General features: G+C 49.5%; 8 protein-coding genes. 3 read left to right on the forward strand and 5 right to left on the reverse strand.

Annotated elements, in window-relative coordinates:
- Window positions 1–14: 14 nt before the first annotated feature.
- The 4 genes from AB1656_02000 to AB1656_02015 form a co-directional block, all read right to left on the reverse strand.
- Window positions 15–2,024 carry a M1 family aminopeptidase gene (locus AB1656_02000; GenBank protein MEW6234136.1) on the reverse strand — a complete coding sequence of 670 codons (2,010 nt, stop codon included), beginning with the start codon at window positions 2,022–2,024 and terminating at the stop codon, window positions 15–17.
- 138 nt (window positions 2,025–2,162) lie between these two features.
- Window positions 2,163–3,779: a hypothetical protein gene (locus tag AB1656_02005; protein ID MEW6234137.1), complete on the reverse strand. Its 1,617-nt coding sequence runs from the start codon at window positions 3,777–3,779 to the stop codon at window positions 2,163–2,165.
- A 315-nt stretch (window positions 3,780–4,094) separates the two neighbouring features.
- Complete coding sequence (gene hypD, locus AB1656_02010; protein ID MEW6234138.1) at window positions 4,095–6,458, reverse strand: trans-4-hydroxy-L-proline dehydratase; 2,364 nt, start codon at window positions 6,456–6,458, stop codon at window positions 4,095–4,097.
- 2 nt (window positions 6,459–6,460) lie between these two features.
- The gene (locus tag AB1656_02015) at window positions 6,461–7,246 is read right to left on the reverse strand and encodes a glycyl-radical enzyme activating protein (GenBank protein MEW6234139.1); all 786 of its coding nucleotides are present in this window, start codon (window positions 7,244–7,246) and stop codon (window positions 6,461–6,463) included.
- A 129-nt stretch (window positions 7,247–7,375) separates the two neighbouring features.
- On the opposite strand from AB1656_02015, the gene AB1656_02020 reads away from it, so the two are divergent.
- The 3 genes from AB1656_02020 to AB1656_02030 all read left to right on the forward strand — a co-directional run bounded on the left by AB1656_02020 (window position 7,376) and on the right by AB1656_02030 (window position 11,720).
- Entirely contained in the window at window positions 7,376–9,055 is a 1,680-nt protein-coding gene (locus AB1656_02020; protein MEW6234140.1) for a M2 family metallopeptidase, read from the forward strand.
- Between the two features lie 240 nt (window positions 9,056–9,295).
- Complete coding sequence (locus tag AB1656_02025) at window positions 9,296–10,684, forward strand: aminopeptidase P family protein (GenBank protein ID MEW6234141.1); 1,389 nt, start codon at window positions 9,296–9,298, stop codon at window positions 10,682–10,684.
- Between the two features lie 25 nt (window positions 10,685–10,709).
- A complete protein-coding gene (locus AB1656_02030) occupies window positions 10,710–11,720 on the forward strand; it encodes a hypothetical protein (protein ID MEW6234142.1) in 1,011 nt (336 codons plus the stop codon).
- 19 nt (window positions 11,721–11,739) lie between these two features.
- On the opposite strand, the gene AB1656_02035 is transcribed toward AB1656_02030, so the two are convergent.
- On the reverse strand, window positions 11,740–12,837 hold the full coding sequence (locus tag AB1656_02035; protein ID MEW6234143.1) for a hypothetical protein: 1,098 nt from the start codon (window positions 12,835–12,837) through the stop codon (window positions 11,740–11,742).
- Window positions 12,838–13,416: the final 579 nt, after the last annotated feature.

The following is a 13,416-nucleotide window of genomic DNA, read 5'->3' on the forward strand; positions in this document are numbered from 1 at the left end:
CTCCCTCGCGAAAATCAATCTCGATGAAACGGGATTCGCAAACGTTCTTCAATCCAAGCGCGATCGACCTTGATTCCATATTGGTCATGCCGGAAAGAACCGCCATATCCGCTTTGAAGCGCTTGACGATAACACGCCAGCGCTTTTTCCCTTTGCTTCGTCAAATCGAGCAAGTGCCCCATCCAAACGGAACCGATGAAATATCGTTTTGTATCCTTCTTCTCGCCGAGCTCGGCGCACTTTTCGAATGCTTTTAACGATTCTTCATAATATTTCTCGTCGTAAAGACACATCGCCAACTTAAATAACAAGTCCAAATCATCCGTTTCGAAATTCTTGATTTGTGAGAATATCTTTAACGCCTTATCTCCATCGCCGGTCCAGTTCAGTTTGCTAACTTCATCGAAAAGGTCGTCGATTTTGGAATTTGGCGGCGGATTTACCAGCGGCAACTCGCCCAATGGATCCAATTTGATTTCCTTCAGCGGCGATTTGCTAACGAATGCTAAAGCGGATTCATCCAATAAGGGATTGGTATTTTGACATTGAGTAGAACCGTCTTGAAAATAAGCTGCTACGGGGATTGATATCCGCAATTTTCCCTTGCGGCGCACGTTTTCGGTAATTTCGAAACCACTGTCTTTTTCTTGGATATCCTGCGAAGCGATTTCGTAAGAGAGATATTGGGAGGTATGAATCCAAGGATCGAAGAACCAATCCAGCCTATGCCCGCTCTCCTCTTCGCATACGCGCTGAAAATCGGATGGAGCGAGAGGACGCCCGCGATACTCTTCCAGGCAGCGTTTATAGGCGCTTTCAAACGTCTCTTTGCCAAGAGAATATGCCAGAGCGCTGATGAAGCCGAAACCTTTTCCGTGAACGACGATGTTGTTGTAATCGAAATCGACCCGATCCGCTTCTTCCGCCGAACGATCCATGCGAGTATCCAGCCCCTCCCGCACTCCCGCGATATACCTCCGAATCATGTCGCGCTCATGTAGATCGCCATACCCTTTCGCTTGCATAAAGGCGCGGTCGGCGTAGACTCCCAGGCCGATCATGAGCCAGAAGGCGTCCGGCGCCTGGAGAACATGCTCCATCCAATATTGATGGCCGATTTCATGCGCCGTGATAAATCGCCAATGGGATTCCGGCGCGCTTTCGAATTGCTCTTCTCCGTGAACGCCGACGATCGCCGAAGCGATGGGATAGCCTCCCGCCGGATGGGAGATTTCGCCGGGAACGATATGCAGGATTTTGTGAGGGTAGAATCCCAGCCAATTCCGGTAAAAATCGATCACGTCGACCGCCGTTTGCAGAATCGTCTCCGCGCATTTACGGGACGGCTCGTCGCAATAACAAAAGATATCCGTTTCTCCAGCGCGCGCTTTTATCATCTCGTAATTCTGCAGCAAGACGATCCCAAACGAACGCAAACCTTTCGCGGAATAGAGATTTTTTTCTTGTTCGAAAACGCCGCTGGCGGCGATGGCGTATTCCTTGGGCGCGTCGATCTTCACTTCATAATCGTCCGTCGAGTCATGCCCCCACCAGAGACGCGGATGCCAATCCGCCAACTTCAACACTTTTTTTTCGGATGGTATGGAATGTTCGAATTGAATATCCAACGCCGCCGATTCTCCCGTTTTTAGCGGTTCGGACAAATCGATCCATCCGCGCGAGAGGGGCAAGCCGTTTCCCGTTCCTTTGACCTTAACGGATTGATCTTTTATCGAAACCTTCAACTCCTTAGCGTCAAAGCCGGGAATTTCAAGAATGAGGCGCGATAACGGCTGTCTGGATTTATTCTCCAAACGGATCGTTTCGGTTCCAGAAAGAGAACGGTTTGTGAGATCGATTTTTACATTGATAACATATTGCGTCGCAGGCGTTTGTAGAGGTATCCAGAATTCAGGGCGATTCGGCGGTTCCGAAGCCGCAGAACATTCCATTCCGCCAATTGCCAGCCCGCCAACCAAAACAGCGAAAATGCGCCGACGAACCGATAACGCAATACTTTTCATGGCGTTGCTCCCCTTTCCGTCGAAAGAATAAATGACCGGATAAAATCTTCTTAATTTACTATCGAATCACATATTCCATAAGCTAAAATAACTTTCCGACATCCTCCACTGTTACTCTCCAACCATCATGTGGATGGGTTAATTTTGAATCGGCAATCCCATAGCGCTAAGCCATTCCTCTTCCAGCGCATCAAGCGGTTTAATGAAAATCTCTTCGAGTTTTTTTACGTTCTCTTTGATTACCGGTTCATCTTTGGAATTTTCAAGGTTTTTATACGCTTGCAGGAATTTTACCTTGCCGTACTCATCGATCAGAAATTTAACGAACGCTCCCGCTTCGGGATAGGCAACCGGAGGACGGCTCCATTCCGGACCGATATCATCATAAGCGATCAACTCTTTCAACGGAATCCATTCTCCTTTGCTTTTCTGGTCTCGCACTTTTTCGTAGAGCGAAGAACTGCCATCGCCGAGATTTTTCGATGACACTTTATCCAATCGTTTTGACATATAAGTAGCGAATCCTTCGTTGAAAATGGCGGGCGGCTGGCCGATAGCGCTGGCGAGGATATGCGTGGTTTCGTGAAAAGGATCGAGTTGCGTTTCTTCGTTGTAGACTTCAACGACATTCGTCCCTCGCGCCATTCCTGCGCCTTGGTGTCCCGTTTCTTTGCGCTTGGATTCCATATCTTCAAAGAATACAAGCGTAATGCGCACGTCCGATTGAATGCCTAAGAAATTCTCGATCTCCTCATATCCATTATCTCTTTGACTGGCGATCTTTTCGATATCGCGTTCGGCGAGAGTTCCTTTTTTATAATAGATATCGAAATGGTTGGATTTTCGCAGTTGCATCGTTGATAAAAGTCTGTCTCTTGCGCTAAGTTCGACGTATCCTTCAATGTCGTCGATTTTCCATTGGCCTTCGTCCGTAACGAAATTGATTTTCCATTTGGCGCTTTCCAACGCCGCATTTAGGATGACTAACGATCCTTTTTTGACAACGTCCTCCATTTTCAAACTTTGTATTTGGGTGCTTTTTCTTGAGGTTTTATTCAAGCTGGGTTTAAAGGAAATTTCGAACGTACCATGAAATTCCGCTTGTTGATAAGGAAGGGTAATGGCCTTCCATGCTTCTTCATAATTCCCATCCCGCAGCCAACCTTGAAATTGCTGAAAACGCGCCTTAATGGCGCTCGCCAATTCCGGCTCCACAGGCAGGGAAAAATTCATATCCGGCTGACGCCTTTCCAATTGCGAACCGTAGTATTTTTTTTCTAGAAAATAATCGTCCATATTAATAGAATCGAAGGAGGACGCGGCGGGATTGTAGAACCGCAGACGCACCCAGGCTTTATCGGAAAACTTGTCGCGGATTACAAAATGATAAACGCACCATTTTTCTTTTTGCGGTTCGATATTGTGCATAAAAGTGCTTCCCCATCCGGCGCTGCCGGAATTGGTTTGAATATACGTCGCCGTAACTTGATACTTATCCGTCAGGTTGCGCACTTTTACAGAAACTTTATTTCTCCCCGACTCGGCGGGATCGAAACGAACCTCTTCTACTTCATAATTGCTGGCAATATCTTGTCTTTTCCCCTCCGCAACCTTTGCCGCGTCGGCGGTTTCCGAAGATTTGTGATGAAAATGCGTCCATTTACCCGACACAACCAGCGTAAAGAAAGAAACCGTAAGTACAATGACAACAGCCAAAATCCATAAATTCGCTTTCCCATGATTTTCCCGTAACATGATTCTATCCCCCTATTGCTTCGGTTGATGTATGCCTTCTCCGGCTGGAAGGGCGTACATCCGGCATCCTCAAAAAGATGCGATTCTCATAAAACTTACGCCAAATAGAAGAAAATATTTCGCTGAGGGAAAAAAGAGAGGATAATTCAAGGCTCAATAAAAAGCGAAAAAGAAATAGCGCCGCTCTATTCCAATATCAATATTCTTTATCTTATTTGGTTGTTTTATATAGACTTTCATTCCTGCGCCGCTCTTCGGCGAAGGATGTAAGTTTTAGGAATTGTTACAATAAAAAAATTCCGCCGAAAATTGGCGTCAGAATTGAACGTGTTCCGTGCGAGCGATGATTTCGTTTTGCAGCGATTCGCCGATATCGACGAAATAATCGCTGTAGCCCGCCACGCGGACGATGAGATCGCGGTATTGTTCGGGATTCTTTTGCGCCTTGCGCAGCGTCTCGGCAGTAACGACGTTGAATTGGATGTGGTGGCCGTCCATGCGGAAGTAGGTTCGGATCAGTTGAGCCAGCTTGGTTATGCCATTTTCGTCTTGCAGCAACTGGGGCGTGAATTTTTGGTTGAGCAGTGCGCCGCCGGTGCGGAGATGGTCGATCTTCGCTGCGGACTTGACGACCGAAGTCGGCCCATTGCGGTCGGCGCCCTGAACGGGAGAGATGCCCTCGGAAAGCGGTTCCCGCGCCTTGCGTCCATCGGGAAGCGCTCCAATAACGCTGCCGAAGTAGACGTGAACCGTCGTCGGCAGCAGGTTGACGCGATGGCAGCCGCCACGCGTATTGGGGCGTCCGTCGATAGCTTGGTAATAGGCTTCGAAGAGCCGCGTCAGCAGGGCGTCGGCGTATTCGTCGTCGTTGCCGTACTTGGGCGTTACATCAATCAGGCGGCGGCGTAAGGAATCGTTATCGGCGAAATTCGTCTTTAGCGCTAGCAATAATTCCCTCATGCTTACATTCCGTTTGTCATATACATTGTATTGAATAGAAGCCAGGCAATCGGTCGCCGATCCCAACCCTACGCCTTGAATGTAACTTGTGTTGTAGCGCGCTCCTCCCGCGTGATAGTCCATCCCCTTGGCGATGCAATCGTCGATCAGCAACGAGAGGAAGGGAACGGGCATGTATTTGGCGTAGAGTTTATCGATGATGTTATTGCCTTTAATTTTGATATCGATGAAATAGCGCAGTTGTCTCTCGAAAGCCGCAAAAAACTCGTCGAAGGTTTGAAAAGTTTCGGGATCGCCAGTTTCCAATCCAATGCGTCGACCAGTGCGGGGATCGGCGCCATTATTCAATGTAATTTCGATGATTTTGGGAATGTTGAAATAGCCTGTCAAAATATAGGCTTCCTTGCCGAAGGCGCCGCTTTCCACGCAGCCGCTGGCGCCGCCGCAACGGGCGTCTTCGATGGCTTTTCCCTGGCGCACCAATTCCTGTACGATGGCGTCCGTATTGAAAATGGAAGGCTGGCCGAAACCGGTTTTCACGATGTGGAGGGCGCGCTTGATGAATCGATCCGCATTCTTCTTGCTCAACTGCACCATCGAACTGGGCTGCAACAGGCGCATTTCCTCAATCACATCGAGGATGATGTAAGTAAGTTCGTTGACGGCGTCGGAACCATCGGCTTTGACGCCGCCGAGATTTATGAGAGCGAAGTCGGTGTAAGTGCCGCTCTCTTCGGCGGTTACGCCCACTTTCGGCGGGGCGGGATGGTTGTTGAATTTCACCCAAAAGGCTTGCAGCAGTTCGCGGGCGCGCGCTTCCGTCAGGCGGCCGTCTTCCAGGTCTTTTTTGTAGAAGGGATAGAGATGTTGATCCAGCCGTCCGGGATTGAAAGAATCCCAAGGATTGAGCTCCGTAATCACGCCCACATGGACAAACCAGTAGTACTGCAACGCTTCCCAAAACGTTTCCGGCTTATGCGCGGGGACGCGGCGGCAGATGCGGGCCATCTCTTCCAGTTCCTGGCGGCGTTGGGGATCGAGTTCTTGTTGCGCTAGCGATAGCAGTTTCTCGGAATGGCGTTCGGCGAAATGAATTAACGCCTCCGCCGCAATGTTCATCGCCGTCAATTCTTCTTTTTTATCGAGCGCATTAGGATCGCGGAAGAAGTCTAGGTTTTGGAGGCATTGCTGGATTTCGGCCTGCAAATCCAAAAATCCTTTGTGATATATTTTATCGCCCAGCACCGTATGCCCCGGCGTGCGCTGTTCTTGAAATTCGGTGAAGACGCCCGCTTCGTAGGCCGTTTTCCATTCCTCGGACATCTCTGCGAAGATGCGTTCGCGCATCGATTTTCCCCGCCAAAAGGGAATGACAACGTTTTCGTAGAGCCTGCGCGTTTCGCCATCGACGCGATAGGGAATTTTTTTGCGGGAATCGAGTATTTCGAGATCATTGAGGCTATGAATGCAGATTTCGGGATAGGAGGGCGTGGCTTTGGGAGCGGGGCCGCGTTCGCCGACGATCAGTTCTCCATCCTGGATAGCGATGGTTTTATTGGCGATGATATATTGAAACGCCAGAGCGCGGCGCATGGGAACGGAGGCGTTATCCGCCCGGCCGCTTTGATAAAATTCCGTAACCAACAAGGCGCGTTCGGCGGAGATGGTGGGAATCGCTTCCAGGCTTCGCTGGCGCAGGGCTTCGATTCTTGGGTTCATTGTCATCCTCCAATATGAACTTGTAGTCCCGCTTTTTCAAAGCGTATTTTAACGGCTTCCACAAGATCGGGAGAAGGCGGGCTGACGCCATTCATTCTGTTTTCGAGGCGCAGGCGTTTGTATTTGTGCTGGGCGGTTTGGTGATAGGGTAGAATGTGGATTGTCTGAATCCGGCGCAACGAGAGAATGTGAGCTATTAATGGAGAAAGATTGTCTTCCGCATCCGTTATTCCGGGAATGAGGGGAAAGCGGATGACGATATTTCTTCCGCGATCCGCTAACCTTTTCAGATTTGACAATATCGGTTGGTTGGAAACACCAGTATAAAATTCATGCTTTTTCTCGTCGATCAGTTTGAGATCGAATAAAAACAAATCCACATCTCCAGCGATGGAATCCATCATCTCCAACGGCGCGTAGCCCGAAGTATCCAACGCTGTATGAATTCCCCGCTGGCGGCATTCCCTCAGCGCCGCTTGCAGAAAGCGATGCTGGATCAATGGTTCGCCGCCGGAAAACGTCGCTCCGCCGTCCGATTCGTCGAAGAATAGAATCTCCTTCTCGATTTCGCGCATCAATTCCGAAACCGTCATGACGCGGCGGGATTTGAAATCGCCCGCATCCGCAGGCGAATCGGGAATGGCGCGGATGCCTTCGGGATTATGGCACCACCAGCATTTCAATGGACATCCTTGCAGGAAAATCGTGATGCGGATGCCGGGGCCGTCATAGATGGCGTAGCGCTTGATGTCGAAGATATGCCCTATGAGATTGGATGTTTCGTTCATGAAAATTGACGCTGTTATACTTTTGTAGATTGGTTCCAATGTCCCGGCGGCTTGCCTTCATTGTATTTCGCTTCATCATAGAATCCAATCGGGGCGCGGATGATAATCATACAGATTTGGAGGATCATCATGAATAAAATGCTCTTGGCGGGATGGCTCGTAGTATTGTTGCTGTCGTCCGTTTATGGAAAGGAAGAAGAGGTGGAAAGTCAATTGCGGCAGTTCATCGCCGATCGCGTCAAACAGCTGGAGCCGATGGCTTTGGCGTCCGCATTGGCGCAATGGAAAGCCAGCACAACGGGCCGGGAGGAAGATTACGAACAGTTCAACCAATGGCAATTGAAAATCAAGGAACTCTACAGCGACCGCAACGCTTTCGCGCAGGTTAAGAAATGGAAAGAATCACAGCTAGTAAAAGACGAGCTTTTGCGCCGCCAGTTGGATTTGCTTTATTGGGCGCATCTGCGCAATCAAATCGAACCGGAATTGTTGAAGCAGATTGTCGCTTTGGATACGAAAATTCAAAAAACATACAACACGTTTCGCGGCGAGATGGACGGCAAGAAAGTCACGAACAGCGATATTTACAAAATCATGACCGCGGAAAAAGACAGCCGCATCCGCGAACTGGCCTGGCGGGCAAGCAAGCAAGTAGGCGACGTTATCGCCAAGGATTTGATTCAACTGGTGAAGCTGCGCAATCAGGCGGCGCGTCCGTTGGGTTTCGACAATTACCATACGCTTTCCATCACGGCGGGCGAACAGGACGTTAAAGAGCTGGATCGCATCTTCCAGACGTTGGATGACCTGACGCGGCGGCCCTTCGCGGAAATGAAAGCGGAATTGGACCAAATTCTCGCGAAGGATTACGGCGTCGAAGCGTCCGCCTTAATGCCCTGGCATTATCACGATCCCTTCTTCCAACGGACGCCGTTGGTTTACGAATTCAATCTGGATCGGATTTATGAAAAATTCGATGTAAAGCAATTGGCGGAAAAATTCTACGCGGGAATCGGATTGCCGGTGGACGATATTTTGGCGAGAAGCGATCTCTACGACCGGGAAGGCAAAGATCCCAACGCTTTCAGCACGGATATCGACCGCAAAGGCGACGTGCGCATTCTCTGCAACCTCAACAACGACGAGCGCTGGATGGAAACCATCCTGCACGAGCTGGGACACGCCGTTTACGATAAATATCACGATATGGACCTGCCCTATCTGCTGCGGGAACCGGCGCACAGTTTCGCGACGGAAGGCGTCGCTATGTTCTTCGGACGCTTGAGCCGCAACGCCGATTGGATGAAAGCGATGCTCGATTTGCCGAACGACGATTACGCCGCCGCCGTCAAAGTCGGCGGAAAATATCTGCGCTTCCAACAAATTCTATTCGCCCGTTGGGCGCTGGTTATGTACCATTTCGAAAAGCAGTTATACGCCGATCCCGATGGCGATTTGAATAATCTTTGGTGGGATATGGTCAAGAAATATCAATTAGTCAATCCTCCCGCCGAAGCGCATGGCGCAAATTGGGCGGCGAAATTTCATTTCACCATCGCGCCTTGTTATTACCATAATTATATGTTGGGCGAGTTGTTCGCTTCCCAATTGAGCGCCGCCATCGTTCGCAACGCGCCGAGACTATCGGACGGGGGAAACGTTCGTTACGTTGGCGATAAAGCCGTCGGCGATTTTCTTCGCGAGAAAGTATTTGCGCCTGGCAGCCGTTATTCTTGGAATGAAATGATCGAACGGGCGACGGGAGAAAAGTTGAATCCAAAATACTTCGTCGAACAATTCCTTCAATAACCCATGTTACGCAGCCTGGGAGTGCAGGCATCCTGCCTGCGTGATGGAATAATCATCCCATTACTGCGCGTTGGCATTATTTCTGCTGCGTTTTAGAATCGTAAAATATCTTGAATTCAACGAAATTTCTCCGCCCAGCCTTGAAAGGCAGGGCTATTCTATATGCCCCTTTAAAGAGGCAAACGAAAATAGCCGTTTCAACGGCGGGTATACTTTGTACGATCTAGGGAGAATGGAATTATGTTTCAAGCGGATGTTTATATGGAGCGGCGCAAGACGTTGATGGAGCGTCTCGAATCGGATTTGATTTTATTTCTTGGGAATGAAGAAAGTCCCATGAACTATGGCGCCAATCCTTATCCTTTCCGGCAGGATAGTTCTTTTCTTTATTATTTCGGCTTGGACGATCCAGGCTTGGCGGCGCTGATTGATGCCGATGAAGACCGCATTTGCCTATTTGGCGACGATCCCACAGTTGACGATCTTGTATGGACAGGGCCGCGTCCCAGTTTGGCGGAGAGAGCGCAAAGCGTGGGAGTATCGGAAACCGCTCCGGCAACCCACTTGGCCGAGCGACTGGAATCCGCCCGCCGCCGCCAACGCCGGATTCATTATCTGCCGCCCTATCGAGCGGAAACGATTTCGCGGTTGAGCCGTTTGCTGCATGTCTCGGAAGAGGAGGCGATCCAAGGCGCTTCCGAATCTTTGATCCTCGCCGCCGTCGCCCAGCGCTCCATCAAGGAACGCCGGGAAATCGAACAAATGGAAACGGCGCACAGCGTTACACGCGATATGCACCTTATGGCTATGAAGCGCAGCGTTCCCGGAGCGCACGAACGCGAAATCGCCGGGGCTATGGAAGGTCTCGCCCGCTCTCGCGGCTGCGCCTTGGCTTTCCCCACCATCTTTACCAAGCATGGAGAGACGCTGCATAATCCATGGCATGTAAACGTTCTGCAAGCCGGAGACCTCGTCATCAACGACTCGGCGGCGGAATCGCCGGAGCATTACGCCAGCGATATCACGCGCACGATTCCCGTCGGCGGCGTTTTCAATTCCCGCCAGAAAGCCATCTATTCCATCGTACTGCAAACGCAATTAAACGCCATCGACGCCATCCGGCCGGGAGTAGAATATCGCGAGATACATTATCTGGCCTGCCTGACGTTGGCGCGCGGGCTGCAAGACGAAGGATTGTTGCAGGGACGCACAATTAACGCCGTCGAAGCGGGGGCGCATACTTTATTCTTTCCTCACGGCGTCGGCCACATGCTAGGCCTCGACGCGCACGATATGGAAAATTTGGGAGAGGATTACGTCGGTTATACGCCTTCTATCCAACGGCGTTCCGATTTCGGATGGAAATCCTTGCGTCTCGCTAAAGCGTTGGAGACAGGGTATGTCGTGACGGTCGAGCCGGGCCTTTATTTCATCCCTGCGTTAATCGATCAATGGCGGGCGGAAAATCGCTGCGGCGAATTTATTTGTTACGACCGGCTGGAAGAATATCGTCATTTCGGCGGCGTCCGCATTGAAGACGATGTCGAAGTGACGGATAACGGACATCGAGTTTTGGGAACGCCTATTCCTAAAACCATCGAAGAAGTCGAAGCGCTTGCCAGCGCCTAAAGAGAAAGCAAGAGAGAAAACCATCATGAAAAATGCAGGATTCTTGCTGGCCATCGTTTTATGCGCCGCCGCCGTTTACGCCTCCGAAACGAAAGATTCTCTTCCTCAAATAGATGATATTGCCAGCGTTTTCGCGAATATTCCGCCAGATGTCCGTTCCATCGTCTTTGTTAAAAATCCACAGTACAAGATTCCAGAAGGCGGTCACCTGCAAGGCGTACAATTCACCGAGACGGCGGAACCGGGACAGCAAATCGTATTCCTTTCAGGAAGTTCCAACACGAAAGCTTATCTCGTCGCCGCCGCGTTCGATTATCGCCGTCACGGCCGCATGATCGGTTGTACGTTCCTGCCCTCCGACGGCGCTACGCCTCCGCTAAAACATGCGGGCGGCTTTCAGATTATTGGAAACTATTTAGCAGTCGGCGTCGAAGACAATCAAGATAAGAAGCGATCAGAGATCCAATTTTGGGACATATCCAATGCCGCATCTCCCATTCAATGCGCCTATTTAACCGTCAAGCGATCATCCGATGCCGAAAAAATCAAAACGGCAGGAGCGGTGGGGATAACGAAGACGATCAACGGCCATTTGTTGGCAGTCGCGAGTTGGGACGCCAATACGGTGGATTTCTACCGATCCAACGCTTATCCATTAAGCGACGAACGCTGCCGGTTCGAACAAGAACCATTTTTGTCATGGAAACAAGCCGAAGCGAATCGAGATTATTGGCAGCCGGATAAAACGTGGGGAAGGTATCAAAACATCAATCTTCTTTGCGATCGATCGAACAATATTTACTTAATGGGATTTTGTAAGTCGGATGATCGGGAGATCATCGATCTTTTCGCCGTCGAAGCGAATCAAAAGCAGGATCGCGCGATTCGAAAAATCGCCGCGAAGAATATGCGGCTGCAAAACGGCGCTAGTTTTATGAATGGGGGCGGAATCTATATCAAGTCGCCGATGGAAATGTTCGTTTTAGCCTGCGAAAAGAACATTCGCGAGAAAACAACAATTAACCTCGCGCCTTGAATTTTCACCTCGGCGGGAGCTAGCGGCCTCTTCGGCTCATGAAAGCCATGCGATGTCGCTTATGAAGTTTTTTCGGTTCGGCGTCCGAAGCGGCGATTTCTGCGGATTCATCGGGAGTTTCGACGCTATCGTTTGAAATTGCTTCTTCCAGCGGTCTGTCAATCGCGCCTTTGGCTTCATCGGCTTCTTGCAGCGCTTCCTGGCCTTTCTCGGTTTCGCCCAGTTCGAGTTCGCGGGAAGCGATAATCGACCGCATTCCAGTGCGCTCCAATTCGCAGAGTTCGGCGTGTCCCTTAAAACCAGCCGGCGCGCCGCCCAACAGGGTGAAAGCCATGAGCCATTTGCTGGCGCGGCTGAGTTGGGCGTTTTCGCTTTCCCGAAGAGATGCGATCATTTTATTGTAGGCTGCTTGCGACCGTTGGCGAAAAGCGGGACGGTCGGCGCCGCCCCGTTTTTCCAGCACTTTTTCCACCCGCTTCAATTCTTCAAGCGTATAACCAAGTTCTTCTTCCGAGACCTCATTCATTTCCAGCATCTGTTGGGTGATGCGGCAGCGTTCCAGCATGATGGTTTCTTCGGAGGAAGCATGAACGATATCGGAACTATGGCGCACGATTTCATCGATAAGCAGGCGGACGTATTTTTCGCAGTTTTCAAATTGGCGAAGAACGATGAAATGATTGTTGCCCAGCGATTCCTGGAGGAATTGAAGAAGAATCATGTCATGAGCGATCGCCATGAGAAGTTGGCGCAGATTGCTCAGGTGGGTTACGGCTACTTCCACCGTGGTCAATTTCCAAGCGTCGAGAGGCCCTTTGGATCGCAGCGTCTGCAACGGTTCTTGCGCCAGTCGGAAATATTCCGCCAAAGTTTCTTCCATCAGCCAAAAGGCGCCGCTCCCCGTGATAACGCAGGCGATCTCCCGCTGCGGGAATTGGGAACGAAGCGTATTTTCGATATGGAATAATTTCTCGCGGATGCGCTGAAATTTGGGGTAATCGACTTCCCAAGGAAATTCTGTTTCCGCCAGCTCCGTAAAAAGAGCTTTTTCCAAAAAGTTATCGTTTAAAAAAGCAACGATTTTCTCTGAGCAGAGTACGGCAGGTTTATCGAACATAGAAGTCAAACTCACGGATGATGTGTTTCTGGCGAATTATTCCCTCTTTCCTATGAGGATCATTGTATAGGCGCAAAATCATCCCTTCTAGGATAAAGATCCAACTATTTCATAATTCTCTGGAAGAAATAGAGAAATAATACGCTAGAAACATTTAAGCATTTTCGATTATAGTACAGATCCCATTCTCACAAAGTAAAAAAAGATTGGATTATTGTATCGATAAAGTTAAAAATCCGCAAGCGTCCTTGCATAAAAAAGTCGCTTGCGGATTTCCCTGATAATAATAAATTCTTTTAAATCAGCATCTTGAGATCGATTCTCTATTTTATTATCCCATAAAGAATCAATCCTACTCCCAGCGCAACTCCAAATAATACGGGGATCATGTTCATTACCTCAACCATTTCATTATACTAATTCTTATAAGCTTACGGTATTAAGTATAATACACTGGAGTTTGGCTGTTTACTAGATAGAAATAACAGGGAGTGAAATTTTCGCTTGATTTTTCACTCCTTTTCTTGTATCCTATTATCTAGTTATATGACTAGATATCCCTTTCGGAGGCGATCTCAT

This window comes from Candidatus Omnitrophota bacterium, assembly GCA_040755155.1.
Lineage (GTDB): Bacteria > Hinthialibacterota > Hinthialibacteria > Hinthialibacterales > Hinthialibacteraceae > JBFMBP01.